The organism is Mesosutterella porci, from assembly GCF_022134585.1.
Taxonomy (GTDB): Bacteria; Pseudomonadota; Gammaproteobacteria; order Burkholderiales; family Burkholderiaceae_F; genus Mesosutterella; species Mesosutterella porci.
Genome location: NZ_JAKNCT010000003.1, coordinates 102,954 through 118,526, shown reverse-complemented (window position 1 = coordinate 118,526; position 15,573 = coordinate 102,954). Strand labels below are relative to the sequence as shown.

The 15,573-nt window shown below is 65.2% G+C and carries 13 protein-coding genes; 7 read left to right on the top strand and 6 right to left on the bottom strand.

Annotated elements, in window-relative coordinates; genetic code table 11:
• Positions 1 to 9 precede the first annotated feature (9 nt).
• Both MAF45_RS03295 and MAF45_RS03290 read right to left on the bottom strand, forming a co-directional pair.
• Complete coding sequence (locus MAF45_RS03295) at positions 10 to 480, bottom strand: tripartite tricarboxylate transporter TctB family protein (RefSeq protein WP_237978126.1); 471 nt, start codon at positions 478 to 480, stop codon at positions 10 to 12.
• A 142-nt stretch (positions 481 to 622) separates the two neighbouring features.
• Positions 623 to 1,603: a Bug family tripartite tricarboxylate transporter substrate binding protein gene (locus MAF45_RS03290; protein ID WP_237978125.1), complete on the bottom strand. Its 981-nt coding sequence runs from the start codon at positions 1,601 to 1,603 to the stop codon at positions 623 to 625.
• A 238-nt stretch (positions 1,604 to 1,841) separates the two neighbouring features.
• Here MAF45_RS03290 and MAF45_RS03285 point away from each other — a divergent pair, with 238 nt between their 5' ends.
• The 6 genes from MAF45_RS03285 (at position 1,842) to MAF45_RS03260 (ending at position 10,023) form a co-directional block, all read left to right on the top strand.
• A complete protein-coding gene (locus MAF45_RS03285) occupies positions 1,842 to 3,266 on the top strand; it encodes an aldehyde dehydrogenase family protein (RefSeq protein WP_237978124.1) in 1,425 nt (474 codons plus the stop codon).
• 222 nt (positions 3,267 to 3,488) lie between these two features.
• Entirely contained in the window at positions 3,489 to 4,268 is a 780-nt protein-coding gene (locus MAF45_RS03280) for a basic amino acid ABC transporter substrate-binding protein (RefSeq protein WP_237978123.1), read from the top strand.
• Positions 4,269 to 4,439: 171 nt separating this feature from the next.
• On the top strand, positions 4,440 to 5,189 hold the full coding sequence (locus tag MAF45_RS03275) for an amino acid ABC transporter permease (RefSeq protein ID WP_237978122.1): 750 nt from the start codon (positions 4,440 to 4,442) through the stop codon (positions 5,187 to 5,189).
• Between the two features lie 8 nt (positions 5,190 to 5,197).
• Positions 5,198 to 5,920: an amino acid ABC transporter ATP-binding protein gene (locus MAF45_RS03270; protein WP_237978228.1), complete on the top strand. Its 723-nt coding sequence runs from the start codon at positions 5,198 to 5,200 to the stop codon at positions 5,918 to 5,920.
• Between the two features lie 288 nt (positions 5,921 to 6,208).
• Positions 6,209 to 8,224 (top strand): FAD-dependent oxidoreductase, encoded by a 2,016-nt coding sequence (locus MAF45_RS03265; protein ID WP_237978121.1) that lies wholly within the window; start codon positions 6,209 to 6,211, stop codon positions 8,222 to 8,224.
• Entirely contained in the window at positions 8,221 to 10,023 is a 1,803-nt protein-coding gene (locus MAF45_RS03260) for a 2Fe-2S iron-sulfur cluster binding domain-containing protein (protein ID WP_237978120.1), read from the top strand. The genes MAF45_RS03265 and MAF45_RS03260 overlap by 4 nt, the downstream gene beginning before the upstream one ends.
• 67 nt (positions 10,024 to 10,090) lie before the next feature.
• Here MAF45_RS03260 and arsB read toward each other — a convergent pair whose 3' ends face one another.
• The 4 genes from arsB to MAF45_RS03240 form a co-directional block, all read right to left on the bottom strand.
• Complete coding sequence (gene arsB / locus MAF45_RS03255; protein ID WP_237978119.1) at positions 10,091 to 11,365, bottom strand: arsenical efflux pump membrane protein ArsB; 1,275 nt, start codon at positions 11,363 to 11,365, stop codon at positions 10,091 to 10,093.
• A 295-nt stretch (positions 11,366 to 11,660) separates the two neighbouring features.
• Complete coding sequence (locus MAF45_RS03250) at positions 11,661 to 12,779, bottom strand: lipid II:glycine glycyltransferase FemX (RefSeq protein WP_237978118.1); 1,119 nt, start codon at positions 12,777 to 12,779, stop codon at positions 11,661 to 11,663.
• Between the two features lie 172 nt (positions 12,780 to 12,951).
• Positions 12,952 to 14,235 carry an amidohydrolase gene (locus tag MAF45_RS03245; RefSeq protein ID WP_237978117.1) on the bottom strand — a complete coding sequence of 428 codons (1,284 nt, stop codon included), beginning with the start codon at positions 14,233 to 14,235 and terminating at the stop codon, positions 12,952 to 12,954.
• Between the two features lie 85 nt (positions 14,236 to 14,320).
• Positions 14,321 to 14,713, bottom strand: coding sequence for a hypothetical protein (locus MAF45_RS03240; protein ID WP_237978116.1), 393 nt, complete (start codon positions 14,711 to 14,713; stop codon positions 14,321 to 14,323).
• 136 nt (positions 14,714 to 14,849) lie between these two features.
• Between MAF45_RS03240 and MAF45_RS03235 the strand changes: the two genes are divergently transcribed.
• A complete protein-coding gene (locus MAF45_RS03235; protein ID WP_237978115.1) occupies positions 14,850 to 15,563 on the top strand; it encodes an SIMPL domain-containing protein in 714 nt (237 codons plus the stop codon).
• Positions 15,564 to 15,573 lie beyond the last annotated feature (10 nt).

Here is a 15,573-nt window from a genome sequence, read left to right as displayed (position 1 = left end):
GCCGCCCCCTTACTTCACGAGAAACGCCGGAATGACCGGGATCGTCATGCCGAGCAGGTAAACGAAGACCACCCAGCAAAGCGCCGCGAGGATCACGATGAGGGCGATCACCTCCTTCGCCCGGAACTCTTCGCTTGCGGCCGAGCAGACGGTGATCATGACGGCCAGCGCGATCACGAACCCGGTGAGGTCGAGCAGCAGGCAGAACAGCACGATGCCGCCCAGCACGAGGCCGAGTACCTTCCAGTTGAAGCGCGTGACGCGGCCCCCGTCGGGTGAGTCTCCGGCAAAGAAGAGCCCTTTGACCGCGCAGACGGTGCCCAGCAGCGCGAGGCACCCCCCGAGCAGCGTCGGGAAGTACGCGGGCCCCATGCGCTCGGCGGTGCCCAGTTCATTTTCCTGGGCCGTGACGATGAAAAAGATTCCGAAGGCCGCAAACAGGATGCCGGCCCAGAAATCCCTCTGATTTTTGATGCTCAAGGTGTAGTCCTTCGTTGAAGGAAGCAGAGGTGGGGGAGAAAAGGCGGCGGGAGGCAGCCTCGCTTTGGCCCGAAGCCAGTCTCCCGGTTCGGCGTGCGGGCCCTCTGATTCTCAGGCAGCAGGGGCCCGCGGCGGGAGTTTCTCAGTCGACCCGGGCGCCCGAGATCTTCACGATGCGGGCGTACTTCGGGATTTCTTCGCGGATGAGGGCCGCGAACTCCTCGGAGGTGGTGGGCGAAGCTTCGCCGCCCTGACGGGCGAGCCGCTCGACCACAGGCTTGGAGCGCAGGGCCTTGGTGAAGGCGGCGTTGAGGCGGTCAACCGTCGCCCTGGGGGTCTTTGCCGGGACGAAGAGCCCGTACCAGGTCGAGATGTTGAAGTTTTTCACGCCGCACTCGATCATGGTGGGCACCTTCGGCAGCGCCTTGGCGCGCTTCGCGGTGGTCACCGCTAGCGGCACGAACTTGCCCGCGTTGATGTTGGAGGTGGCCGAGGCGAGGTTGTCGAAGATGAGCTGCGTCTGGCCTGAGAGCACCGACATCTTGGCCGGGCCCGCGCCCTGGAAGGGGACGTGGACCATGTTGATGCCGGCCTCGGCCTTGAAGAGCTCGCCCGCCATGTGGCCGGCCGAACCGTTTCCGCCCGAGGCGTAGTTGAGCTTGCCCGGGTTCTTCTTCGCGTAGGCGATGAGGTCCTTCACGCTCTTGATCCCCGTCTTCTTCTGAAATTCGGGGGTGATCACGAGGACATTGGGAACGTGGGCGATCAGCGTGATCGGGGTGAAGTCCTTCACGGGGTCATAGGGCAGCTTTCTGAAAAGCGACGGATTGATGGCGTGCGTGGCGACTGCGCCCACCACGAGGGTGCGGCCGTCGGGCTTGGCCTTCGCCACGGAGCTCACACCGCGGTTGCCGCCCGCGCCGGGGCGGTTTTCAACAATGACGTTGCCGAGATCGGGCGCCACGGCTTCGGCGAGCGTGCGGGCCGCCACGTCAAGCGGGCCGCCGGCAGGCCAGGGAACCACGATGGTGATTGGCCTCTCGCCGATGGCAAGGGCGCTGGGGGAGACTGCGGAGAGGGCGGCTGCAGCGGCTGCTGCGCCAAGGAGGGTGCGACGATTCATGCGGACCACGATGATCTTCCTTTTGTTCGCCCGCGGGGCCTCGGATGACGCCGGCCGCCGCGCGCTGGTTGATGCGAAAAAATCGGAATTGCCTTCCATTAGAAAGGTTTGTCGCCTCAAGTGCAACTAAAATAAACGTCAACAAAGGGAAAACCCCTGTGCTTTCTTCAGGCCGCGCGCCGTCAGCCCTTTTTTCCCAGGGGCGGCAGAGGCGGCTTGTGCAAAAGGAGGATCGCAGATGGATTTTGGAAAGATTTTCATCGCCGGGCGCTGGAGCGAGCCTGCCTCGAAGGACTGGATCGTGGTGGAGAATCCCGCCACCCGCGAGGAGATTGCGCGGGTGCCCGCATGCTCGTCCGAGGACGTCGACCGGGCCGTGAAGGCCGCCTCGGCCGCTTTTCCAGCCTGGGCGGCCATGCCGCTTGAGGGCCGCATGGCGCTCATGGAGCGCTTTCTCGAGCAGTTTCGGTCCCTCGAGCCGCAGCTGGTCGACATCACCGTGCGCGAGCTTGGCTCGCCGGTCGCCTTCACGACGAAGTCCCAGGTCGAGTACCAGTACGTGCGCACCCGCTCCTACATCGACCTTGCGCCGAAGGTGCCGCTGTTTGAAAAGATGGCAGCCTCCTCGGTTTACCGCGAGCCCGTGGGGGTCGTGGGCTGCATCACGCCCTGGAACTATCCGCTCGGGCAGGTGATTCAGAAAATCGTGCCGGCGCTGCTCATGGGCAACACGGTTGTCCTTAAGCCGAGCCAGCACACGCCGCTTTCCTCCTATTACCTCACCGAGGCGATCGAGCGCGCAGGCTTCCCCGAAGGGGTCTTCAATCTCGTCACGGGCCGCGGCAGCGAGATCGGCACGGCGCTTTCCACGCATCCGCTGGTCGCGATGGTCTCATTTACCGGCTCGACGAGCGGCGGCATCACCGTGGCGACGAATGCGCTGCGCTCGGTCAAGCGCGTGAGCCTCGAGCTCGGCGGCAAATCCCCCTACATCATTCTCCCGGGGCTTAAAAACTGGGACGAGCCGATTCACATTCTCTTTAATTCGATCTTCCTTAATTCCGGACAGACCTGCACCGCCTTCTCCCGGCTTCTCGTGCCGAGGTCGGAGGCTTCCGCGATCGAGTGGCGGCTGGCCGAGATCAGCCGCGAGTACACCGTGGGCGATCCCCGGGATCCGGCTGTAAAGCTCGGGCCGGTGTCTTCCGAACGTCAGTTCAGGAAAATCCGGAGCTACATTGAAAAAGGCATCGAAGAGGGGGCGAAGCTGCTCGTCGGGGGCGTTCCGTCCGAGCCGGGCCCGAAGGAGGGCTGGTACGTCCATCCCGTGATCTTCACGGGGGTGAGCAACAAGATGACGATTGCCCGCGATGAGATCTTCGGGCCGGTGCTGTGCGTCATAGCCTACGACAGCGCCGAGGAGGCGGTCGCGATCGCGAACGACACCACCTACGGGCTCAACGCCGGCGTCTACGGCGAGAAGTCCCTCGCGCTCAAGGTCGCGCGCCGCATCGAGGCGGGCAACGTCTACGTCAACTCGAGTCCGCGCGACACTTCGGCGCCCTTCGGCGGCTTCAAGGCGAGCGGCATCGGGCGTGAGGGCGGCGTCTACGGCATGCTCGAGTTCACGCAGCAGAAGGCTCTCTTCGACACGAAGCTCTGAAAGAGCGCCTGCTCCAAAAGCCAGGGGGAGGAGCGCAGGGCCGCCTCTCCCCGGAAGGTCCCCGGAGCCTCTGAATCTTTTTTGGGGAAAAAAGGGGATTGGGATTTTTTTCCGCGGGCTTTTGGTGGATAATGTCGCAGTTTCAAATTTTTAACTGTGAGCGGCGGGGCCTCCGGCAGGTCGCCTCACGCTTCCGATTCAATCCAAAGGGAGAGTTCCTCTATGGTTCTCAAGCGCTTCCTCATCGCGGCCGCTGCTGTGGCCGCCATGACCGCCGGCCAGGCCTATGCGGCGGCCGTTGAATACACGGTTGGCACCGGCGCCACCTATCGTCCGTTCGAATTCCAGAATGCGAAAAAGGAACTCGTCGGCTTTGACATCGACCTCGTCAAGGAAATCGCCAAGGCCCAGGGCTTCAAGGTGAAGTTCGTGAACACCGCCTGGGGCGTGATCTTCGAGTCGCTCAAGAACGGCGACCGCGACTTCATCATCAGCGGCATCACGATCACTCCGCAGCGCAAGGAGACGATCGACTTCTCCGCCCCGTACTTCGCTGCCCACCAGCTCATCCTCACGCAGAAGAACGTCAAGGTGAAGGGGCTGGCCGACCTGAAGGGCAAGAAGGTGTCCGTGGTGGCCAACTCCGCGGGCGACATCGCCTGCAGCAAGATGTTCGGCAAGGCGAGCACCTCGATCAAGCGCTTTGACAACACGCCGCTTGCGCTCGAGGAGCTCAACGCCGGCGGCGTTGACGCCGCCGTGGGCGACGTGGGCGTGTTCGCGTATTACGCCCAGCAGAATCCCTCCAAGCACTTCAACATGGTCCGCGACCCGTCCTTCGAGGATCAGTACTTCGGCATCGGCGTGAGGAAGGGCAACACCAAGGTCCTCAAGGATGTGAACGAAGGCCTGAAGAAGGTGATCAAGTCCGGCGCCTACGCGAAGGTCTACCACAAGTGGTTCGGCGCCAAGGCCCCTGTGCCGAAGCTGCCGACCAAGTAAGAGGCTGCTGCAAAGCTGCAGCGAGGCCCCGGCCCGAGTTGACGCAGAGACTCCGCCGGGGCTGATTTTGCCGGGAGCCCGCTTTCCCTCGCCCCTTCCCCGCGGTGCGCGCGGCCCGAAGGACGGCAGGAGCGTCCGGCATTCAACCCGCATTTGTCCCATAGGCATTCAATGACTGCATTTAGATTTGACGTGGTGGGTGAATACTGGCCCCTTTTCCAGGAAGGCGCCGGTATGACAATCAAGCTCACGCTCGCCTGCGTGTTCTGTGGCGTGATTCTCGGCATGCTGCTCGGCCTGGCCCGCATGGCCTCGGCGCGGCACGCTCCGTGGAAAGGCATCCTGCACTACGGCGTGCGATGGCCCGTGACGGTCTGGGTCAGCTTTTTCCGCGGGACCCCGCTCTTCGTCCAGATTTTCCTCATGTACTTCGCCGTGATGCCGGTGTTCATCCACCCGGTCGACGGGCTGCTGGTGAGCGGCGATCTCGCCCGGGAGCTGAGGAGCGAGTACGGAGCCTTCATCGCGGGCTTCGTCGCCATTTCACTTAACGCCGGAGCCTACATGTCGGAGGTCTTCCGTGCAGGCATCCAGTCGCTCGACAAGGGGCAGGCCGAGGCCGCCCGCTCGGTGGGCATGACTTACTGGCAGTCGATGCGCTACATCGTCCTGCCGCAGGCCTTCCGCCGGATGCTGCCTGCCCTGGGCAACAACGCCATTGCTATCCTCAAGGATTCCTCGCTCGTGTCGGCGATCGGCCTTACCGAGCTCGCCTACGCGGCCCGCACGGTGGCCGGCGCTTCGGCGCGCTACTGGGAGCCGTACCTCACGATTTCCGCCATGTACTGGGTGATGACGCTCGGTCTGGCCTGGCTGATCCATGTGCTTGAGGCCCGGATGGGCAGAGGAGACCAGAAATGAGCGACGTGATGATTTCGATCCGCGGCCTGAAAAAGAGCTACGGAAAGCTCGACGTGCTCAAGGGCATCGACCTCGATGTGCACAGCGGCGAGAAGGTCGTGGTGATCGGCCCCTCGGGTTCGGGAAAGTCGACGATGCTGCGCTGCATCAACGGACTCGAGGATCCCGACGAGGGCACGATCACGATGAACGGCGTGGAGATCACCTCGAGGCGCACGAACATGAACAAGGTGCGCGAGCGCCTCGGCATGGTCTTTCAGCGCTTCAACCTCTGGCCCCACAAGACCGTGGCCGAGAACGTGATGCTCGGCCAGATGGTGGTGGGGCACCGCACGAAGGCCGAGGCCCGCGCGAGGGCTCTGGAGATGCTGCGCCGCGTGGGGCTCGAGGAGAAGGCCGATGTCTATCCGGTGACCCTTTCGGGCGGGCAGCAGCAGCGCGTCGGCATCGCCCGGGCGCTTGCAATGAACCCCGATGCGATCCTCTTTGACGAGCCCACCTCGGCGCTCGACCCCGAGCTCGTGGGCGAGGTGCTCTCGGTGATGAAGAAGCTCGCCGAGGAAGGCATGACGATGATCGTGGTCACCCATGAGATCGGATTCGCCCGCGAGGTCGCCGACCACGTGATTTTCATGGACGGCGGCGTGATCGTTGAGCAGGGCACTCCAGAGGAGGTTCTTGAGCACCCGAAGGAAGAGCGCACCCGGGGGTTCCTCAAGCGTGTGCTCTGAGGCTGTGCCCCGGGCTTTTATTTAAGTTAAACTCGGCTCTGCCTTCCGGCGGCGCCGGGTTTTTTGTGTGCATGACCGCGCGCGTTTCCCGGGGGCGCGTTCCGCGCGGAAGGTGAAGAAGAATAAGAAAGGATACTGACAACCCCCGGAAACAAGGGTGCCGAAGGAGACGCACCCGCCCGCGGCTTGCGGCCGCGCCGCCCCTTTTTTGCTGCGTCGGGGCGGCCGGGCGCGCGGCCCTGCGGGTTCCGGCCGGCGGCCGCTCGTGCCGCGGGCCAGTTGAATTTCATGCGAAAAATACTCTATGGAGTCTGGAAGGGCGTTAAGTACGACAACACCCAGGGCGGGCACGCCGCCCCGAAGGATCTGCCGCTTGACAAAATCAACAACTTCAATCCCGGCAATCCGATCGACGCCCTCATCAGCAACTTTGGCTTTCTCGTCTTTGACGAGTCGGTGTCCCTCGCCGGCATTCTCGCCCGCTACTATTCCTACGTGCATGAGATCTCCTGCGGACGCTGCACGCCCTGCCGCACGGGCTCGATCCTGATCGAGATGGCGCTGCGGGATGCACACGCCGGGCGGGCCGCCGAGGTCGACTGGGACCACATCCTGGAGTCTGCCGAGCAGATGGAGCAGACGAGCCTGTGCGGCATCGGCCGCACCACCGCCGTGGCGATGATCGGTGCGCTCACCTTCTTCAAGGATCGGCTGCTCGCGCCCGCCAAGCCGATGAAGGGCGACATGTATCTCACGATGACCGCGAAGTGCATCGAGGCCTGCCCGGCCCACGTGAACATTCCGCGCTACATCGACTACGTGCGCGACGGGCATCCGGAACTCGCGGCCGGGGTGCTGCTGCACCACTACCCGCTCGTGTCCACCTGCGGGCGCGTGTGCGTGAAGCCCTGCGAGAAGGCCTGCAACAGGAACGCCGTCGACGCCCCGGTGGCCATCAAGGAGATTAAGCGCTATATCTCCGACCACTCGGGAATGCCCATTTCCGAGCTTTTCAAGGGCATGGACCCGATGACCGACTACACGAAGGCCCGGGTCGCAGTGGTGGGGGCCGGGCCCGCGGGCCTGAACTGCGCCTACCACCTGCTCATGATGGGCTATCCGGTGGACATCTTCGACAAGGACCGGCAGGCGGGCGGCATGGCTCTCCGCGGCATACCGCCCTACCGGCTGCCCAAGGGCGTGCTGCAGAAGGAGACCGACGCGATCGGCGAGCTGGGCGGGGTCTGGCACTTCGGACAGAGGCTCGGGCGCGACTTCACCGTCTCGAGCCTCTTTGATGACGGCTACGGGGCGGTCTTTCTCGGCATCGGGTGCGCCGAGGGCGCTTACCTGGGACTGCCGGGCGAGGACACCAGCATGAAGGGCTACAGGAACGGCATTGACTTCCTGCTCGACATCGAGACCAAGGTGGCCGACGGGATTCTGCCGAGGATCGACGGCGACGTGGTGGTCGTGGGCTGCGGCAACGTGGCGATGGACTGCTGCCGCACCGCGCGCCGCATCGCCACCGGCAAGGTCCATGTGGTCTACCGCCGCACCGAGCAGGACGCGAGCGCCGACCCGGACGAAATCGAGGCGGCGCGCGAAGAGGGGATTGAATTCCATTTCCTCACCAACCCCGTCTCCATCCTTTCCGAGGACGGGCATGTGACGGGCGTGAAGCTTACCCGCATGCGCCAGACGGAGCGCGACGCGCGCGGCCGCCGCGGCGTCAAGCCGATCGAGGGCAGCGAGTACGACGTGAGCTGCTCGACACTCATCGCCGCAATCGGGCAGAAGGTTGAGCGCAACGTGCTTTCCGAGGCTGACGGCGTGCTGCTCGACCGCCGCGGAAACATTTCCGTGAACTCCGCCCTCGCGACGAGCCGCCCGGGCGTGTTCGCGGGCGGGGACTGCGCGAGCGGCCCCACGATCCTGATCGAGGGCCTCGCCAAGGGGCAGATGGCCGCCAACAGCATCGACGAGTATCTCTCGCGCGGCTCCGTGGGCTTCACGCCCCGCACGCGCATGGGCGAGATCATCCACGACTGCAGGCTGCTTGACGACGGCGCGGACTACACGCGGATCCTCAAGCGCCCGCGGGTCGAGACGCCGCACATCCCGGTCTCTGAGCGCAACAATTTCCGCGAGGTCGACCTTACGATCTCCACGGAGGCGGCCGAACACGAGGCCGAGCGCTGCATGCGCTGCTACAGGATGTACGCCGTGGTGACGCCCCGGCCCATTCCCGGCAACGACACCGACCGGCTCTATCGCAGGAAGCCCGAAACGGAGATGAAATGATGAAGGCCTGGATCAACAATCAGGAAGTCGAATTCACGGAGGGCGAGTCCATCCTCCAGGTGGCGAAGAAGGCCGGCATTTTCATTCCGACGCTCTGCGCCTTTCTGCCCCTTAACCACACGCCCGGCACCTGCCGGGTCTGCCTGGTCGAAATCGAGGACAAGAGCGCCCCGGGCGGCACCCGCGTGGTGACCTCCTGCACCACCCCGATGCTCGAGGGCATGCGGGTCATGACGCGCACGAGGCGCGTGCGGCGCATGCAGCGCCTGCAGATGGCCTGGATCTTCGCCGACCACGACCAGGACTGCGCGAGCTGCGTGCGCTACGGCAACTGCGAGCTGCAGGACGTCGCCATGTACGTGGGCCTCAAGCACAACACCTGCAACGGGCGCTTCACGACGCCGCGGCCCTTCGACCTCACGCAAAACGGGCTGCTGCGCGATGTGAACAAATGCATCCGCTGCGGGCGCTGCGTCGAGGTCTGCCGCCAGGTGCAGGGCATCTCCGCCCTCACGATCGACGACATCAGCACGCACTGCGGCGTGGGAATCGCGCACGCGAAGACCTGGGCGGAAAGCCCCTACTGCGTGCAGTGCGGCCAGTGCACGATGGTCTGCCCCACCGGTGCTCTGGGTGAGCACGACCAGGGCGAGACCGCGATCGACTGGTTCGAGGACCCGGAGATCAAGACGGTGGTCGCCTTCGCGCCGGCAGCCCGCGTGACCGTGGGCGACGCCTTCGGGATGGACCCCGGGGCGAATACCGAGGGGCAGATGGTGACGGCGATCAAGCGGCTCGGGGCCGACTACGTCTGCGACATCAACTGGGCGGCCGACGTGACGATCATGGAGGAGGGGACCGAGTTCATCGAGCGTCTGAGCTCCGGCGGACAGCTGCCGATGATGACCTCGTGCTGCTCGGGCTGGGTGAACTACGTCGAGAAGCACCATCCGGAGTTCCGGCAGAATCTTTCGACGACGCGCTCGCCCCAGGGGATTTTCGGCGCGCTGGCAAAGACCTGGTTCGCACGCGAGCACGGGCTTGATCCGGAGAAGCTGCGCTTCATCTCGATCATGCCCTGCACGGCGAAGAAAGACGAGGCCGCGCGCCCGCAGCTCTCCCGCAACGGCATGCCCGACACCGATCTCGTGCTCACGGTGCGCGAGTTCGCGAGGCTTCTCTTCCAGCACGGCATCCGGCTCGACCGGCTGCCCTCTACGCCCTTTGACTCGCCCTTCATGTCCCAGAACACGGGCGCGGGCGCGATCTTCGGGACGACCGGCGGGGTCATGGAGGCTGCGCTCCGCACCGTCTACCGCAAGGTGAACGGCAGGGAGCTCGACTCGGTCGACTTCATCCCGGTGCGCGGCATGGAAGCGGTCAAGGAGGCGAAGGTCGACCTCGGGAAGTTCGGCTCGGTGAAGGTCGCCGTGGTGCACGGACTGCGCAACGCCGAGAAGGTGCTTTCCGACATCGACTCGGGCCGCGCGGACTACAAGTTCCTCGAAGTGATGGCCTGCCCCGGCGGCTGCATCGACGGGGGCGGCACGATCCGCATCAAGAACAGCTACCTGTCGCGCTCGAAGGCGAGGATGGCCTCGATCTATAAGATCGACCAGCACAGGAAGCTGCGCCGCAGCCACGAGAACCCGGACGTCATCCGGCTCTATGACCAGTATCTGGGCGAGCCGGGCAGCGAGGTCGCGCACGAGCTGCTGCACACGGTCTACCGCAACAGGAAGAAGGACCCGCCCACCGAGACCATCACGGAGATCTGGAAGAAGGTGAAGCTCGGCTGAGGGCCGGACAGATGAGGGGGAGGCGGCTAGACTGCCTCCCCTTTATTTTTTCTCCGGGGCGCGGCTCCTAGCCCAGTGTGAGCGCTAGCGCCGCGAGCGCCGCCAGGAGCACCGGGGCGGTGAGGACGATGCCCGTGCGGATATACATGCCCCAGGTGACCTTCAGGCCCTTGTGGGCGAGCACGTGCAGCCACAGCAGCGTGGCGAGGCTGCCGATCGGAGTGATTTTCGGGCCGAGGTCGCAGCCGATGGCGTTCGCGTAGAACATGGCCGTGCGCACAGCCTCGGGCACGCCGGCCGACTCAATCGAGAGCGCCCCGGTCATGACGGCGGGCAGGTTGTTCATGACCGAGGAGAGCGCGGCGGCCAGGACCCCCGTGCCGAACACGGCCGGAGCCGTCCCCAGGGAGGCGAGCGCCTCGAGCGCCTGGGTGAGGCCCGAGGTGAGCCCCTCGTTTCTCAGACCGAAGACGACGAGGTACATGCCGAGAGAAAAGATCACGATCTGCCAGGGGGCCTGTCTGAGCACGCGCGAGATGCTGACGACCCGGCGCCGCCTCGAGGCGGCCAGAAGGAGGGCGGCGGCCGATCCGGTCACCGCGCAGACGGGGATGCCGCCCGCGCCTGCGGCAAAGCACAGCGCGGGCAGGGCCGCGAGGACGGCCAGCCCCAGCCGGAACACCAGGGGGTCGGCGACGGCGCTCGAGGCTTCGGGAAGCCGCGCGGCGTCGTACCGGCGAGGCAGCCAGCGCCGGTAGCGCAGCCACAGCACGCCGAGGCTTGCGGCGACGGAGGCGGCCGCCGCCGGCGCCATCGCCTCTGCGTACTGACCGAAGGCCGCGCCGAAAAAGTCGGCGGTGATGATGTTCACCAGGTTCGAGGTGGTGAAGGGCAGGCTCGCCGTGTCGGCTATGAAGCCCGCCGCCATCACAAAGGCGATCACGGCCTGGCGCGGAAGGGCGAGCTCGGCCAGAACCGCGGCGACCACCGGAGTGAGGATGAGGACCGCCCCGTCATTGGCAATCAGCGCGGCAAGCAGAGCCCCGAAGAGGATGACGCACACGAAGAGCCGCGAGGCGCTTCCGCCTGCGGCCCGGCAGATGCGGATCGCGGCCCAGCGGAAGAGCCCCGCTTCGTCAAGCGTGAGCGTGAGAACGATCAGGCCGATCAGCGTCGCGCTCGCGTTCCAGACCATGCTCCAGACCTTCGGGATGTCGGAGAGCGACACGCAGCCCGAGAGCAGCGAAAGGGCCGCGCCGAGCGCGGCCGACCAGCCGATGTCCAGCCCCCGGGGCTGCCAGATCACCAGGATGATCGTCAGGACAAAGATGGCGGCGGACATGTTCGAAGTTCCGGGGAGAGACAAGGATTGATGTGGATCAAAATCATAAGGGCCTCCGGGCCGATGCGGCCGGCGGCCGTGAAGCCCCTGAATCCGGGCCGCCCGCGGATCCGCTGATCCAATGGATGATGCCTGAATCAGCCAACCGACGGATCACACCGCATCCGTTAAGCGTATCGATTTTCATCGCAATATCAGTAATATATGAGGCAGCTCACAGAGTTGTTGAAGCTGCCCGGACAGGTTCTCTCCTTCCTGTCCGGGATTTTTTTATGCCCGCGTGCTCCCGCAGGCCTCAGGCGTAATAGCCCGGAGAGCTTAATTCCAGGGCTGAGAGCGCGGCGTATTTCTCCGGCTGCAGCGGATAGTCCCAGCAGCCGAGCTGGTGAAAGACCGATCCCCCGAATCCCTGCTTGAAGCGCAGCAGCCCGTACATCGGATGCGAGGGGGCGGGGTTCGGGGCGACGCCGAAAAGATCATACTCGCTGCAGCGGCAGGTCTTCGCCATCCGGATCGCCTGCCACTGGAGCGCGTAGGTGGGCATGAGCTCACGGTGCAGCGAGGACGAGGCTCCGTAGAGGTAGGTCGCGCGGCCGGCCGAAAGGACGAGGAACATGGCCGCCAGCGGCAGCTCGCCTGCATAGGAGACCAGCAGCTTCACCGTGACGCTGGGATCGACATTGTCGAGCTTGGCCGCCACCACGGACTGGAAGCAGCGGATCGGGCTCAGGTGCAGGCCGTTGCGCAGGGCGGTTTCCCGATACAGCCCGTACCAGAGGGGGAGTGCCTTCGCGCCCATGTCCCTCACCTCGATTCCTTTTTTGAGCGCGAGGCGGATGTTGTAGCGGGTCTTGGGCTTCATGCGCCCGAGGATCACCTCCTCGGGCTCGTTCAGATCGAGCAGGATGGTATCCGCGGGCAGCACGTTGGTGCTGGACTTGCGCAGGTTCCAGTTCCGGGTGGAGAAATTGAGCTGCATCTCCTGGAACTCCCTTTTCGGGGCTCCGCGCCAGAGCCCTTCGCTGTCGAAGTCCTCCTCGCGGCACCAGTGGGAGCGCCAGTTGAGGTCGTAGCGGATGCCGATGCAGTGCGGGCCAAGGTGCGGGCGCAGCTGCTCGGAGAGCTCCTCGAGGAAAGCGCCCTGGCGCTCTTCCGAGGGCTCGACCTCGGGGCCGTAGGGCAGATACGCGATGTAGTCTTCCCGGTTCACGAACTGGTAGAACATGATGAAGTCGGCGTTCGTGCGCGAGTAGCCCCCGACGCCGCAGTAGAGGTCGCTGTTGCGCACCGAATACTCGAAGGCCCTCGAGCGTATCCCGAGGCGGCGCTTCACGCCGGACCAGAAGGCGGTCTGCTGGACGATGGGGGTGCTGTAGGCGTCGCGGGCGTCCTTGGGCTCGAGCCGGATATCCATGTCTTCTTCCTGTGGCCTGATCCCGACTTTCAGTCGGTGGCGAACCGGCCCCGGAGGAGGTTCCGCCGGGGCTAAATCTAGGTATTTTACCCTAGATGAAGGGAGTTTTCTTCAGATAGGAAGAAGGCCTTTGCGTGCGGAAAGAGAGGGCGCGCCGCCCCTGCCCGGAGCTTCAGCCGAGGATCCTTTTGAGAACCTGCACCCACATCTCAAAGCCCGGCTTGTCGCTCACGGTGTCCTGGGTGTCGAAGTCCGGCCTGTGGTGGCCGTGGTGCGAGCAGCCGAAGAGAAAATAGCCGGGGTTGCCGCCGTGCTGCGCCACCCGGTGCATGAGCACGGTGCAGTCTTCGCTGCCGGGGCAGGGCGGTGCGGCCATGACCTTCATGCCGGGCACGGCCCGCGCGGCCTCGTAAAGAAGGCCGAGCGCGGCCTGCGTCGTGACGAGAGTCGAGCCCTGGCCCACGCGCCTCAGATCGACGCCGACTCCGGTCATGGAGGCGGCCCCGCGGACTACTTCCTCGGCCCGCTCGGTCATGAATTCGTTTGCCTCGGCGGTCTCGCCCCGCACTTCGAACTCCATATGGGCGTCGGCGGGCGTGATGTTGCGCGCGCTGCCCGAGACGAGCTTTCCCACGGCGACCCGTGTGTCGCCCTGGGAGGTCCGGGGGATGGCCGAGAGCATCACTGCGGCGTTCGCGGCGGCAAGCAGCGCGCTGCGCCCCTTCTCGGGGCTGCTCCCGGCGTGCGACGGGCAGCCCTTGAAATCCGCGTCGAATTTGGTGGTGGCCATGAAGCCGCGGTCGGCGATCTGCAGCTCGCCGGGCCCTGCGGTGGTGCCCACGTGTCCGCAGATGAGCCAGTCAGCGTCGTCCACCACGCCTCGGGCGGCCATGGCGGCCGCGCCCCGCGCGCCTTCCTCCGCGGGCTGGAAGATGAGCTTCAGGGTGCCGCGCAGGCCCGCTTCGTGGTCCCTGGCCCAGCGCGCGACGGCCAGACCGATCGCCGCGTGGTTGTCGTGCCCGCAGGCATGCATTTTTCCAGGGAAGACGGAGGCGAAGCCCTCCACGGCGGGCAGGTGGCCCGAGGCCGGATCCGTGGGCTCGTTGATCGGCAGCGCGTCCAGGTCGTAGCGGAAGGCGCACACGGGGCCGGGCCGCCCGGTTCTGAGCACGCCCACGCATCCCGTGTAGCCTCCCATGCGCGCGAGAAGCTCTTCAGGGACGCCGGCCCGGCACGCCCGTTCTTCGGCCTGCTGCGCCTCCTCGGCGCTGCGGCCCATCACGCGCTCCGGGTCGATCACCTCGAGCCCCAGATGCACCTCGAAGCCGAGCGACTCGAGCCTCTGCGCGACAAGGGCCGTGGTCTCGAACTCCGTCCAGCCGGTTTCGGGCCTTCTGTGGATTCTGCGCCGGGTCTCGATCAGCTCCGGCATGTAGGCGTCAAATTCATCGGTCATGCAGCACTCCTTTTTCCTTCGGGCTGCGCGGGGCGGTGCGGCTCCGGCTCAGGCCCGGAAAACTTTTTTCCGGTCGCTTTTCCCTTCAGCCGGCTGCCTCGAGGCTCACCTGCTCGAGCGCTCCTTCGAGCCCGTCGCGGATCTGGTCGGCCTCCTCCTCGGAGTAAAGCCCTTCGGCGGGGCTGGAGACGTAGGCGTTCAGGAAGTCCTCCCAGGGCACGTTCTCAAAGTAGTCGCTCGCCCAGTCGAACGCGTTGTAGTCGTCGACCGGCATGCCGGCCTCGTGCAGCAACAGCACCGCGGCCTGGGCGACCAGGCCCCGGTCCTCGCCCCGCCTGACCATTTCGTAGGCCGCCTTGAGGACGATCATGGCGAAGCCCAGGCGGCATTCGTCCTCCGAAAGGTAGTGTGAAAAGTCGCTTACGTCGACCCCCGCTTCATCGGGGTCGTCTTCGTCGAAATCAGGTTCGAAGCTCATGAAGATATCCTGCGTCGCCTTTGGGGCGCATGGCTGATAAGATGGGAACGAACCAATCATAGCGGCGGGCGAGGGCTTCGGCGAGGCTGCCGCAGCCCCGCGCCGGAAGAATTCTATGCGGGGAGGGAGCTGCACCATGGGACTGACGGACAAAAGCTGGATTTCGGGCGCCTGCGTGGGCCTGGGCGTGGCCGCGGGCCTGATCTTTCTCGGCTGTTCGGTCAAGGGCGCGGTGGACGCCTACATCGGCCAGGCCCGGGTGGTCACCGTCAAGGGGCTGGCCGAGCGCCGGGTGCCGGCCGACCAGGTGATCTGGCCGATCACCTTCCGGCGCACCGGGGACGATCTCCTTGCCACCCATGCCCTGCTCGAAGCCGACAGCGAGAAGGTCATCCGGTTCCTGAAGGACTCGGGGCTGGGCGAGGAGGAGATCTCCTTCGGGGCTCCGAACGTGCAGGACCGCCAGACTGAGTACTCGAACGGCGCCCGCGGTCCGCGCTATGTGCTCACCGGTGTGATTACCGTGAACACTTCGAAGGTCGCCCTGGTGCGCAGCCTGATCTCCAGGCAAAAGGAGCTCGTGGGGCAGGGCATCTCCGTGGCCTCCGAGGCCTGGAACACCCGCTACATCTACACGAAGCTCAATGACGTGAAGCCCGGCATGGTGGAGCAGGCGACGAAAAACGCCCGCGAGGTGGCGCAGAAGTTCGCCTCCGACTCGGGCTCGCACATCGGCAGGATCAAAGCCGCCACCCAGGGGCAGTTTTCCGTAACGGACGCCGACAGCAGCATGCCCTATGAGAAAAACGTGCGCGTGGTGACGACCGTCACGTATTTCCTGAAGGATTAGAGCCGGTCGG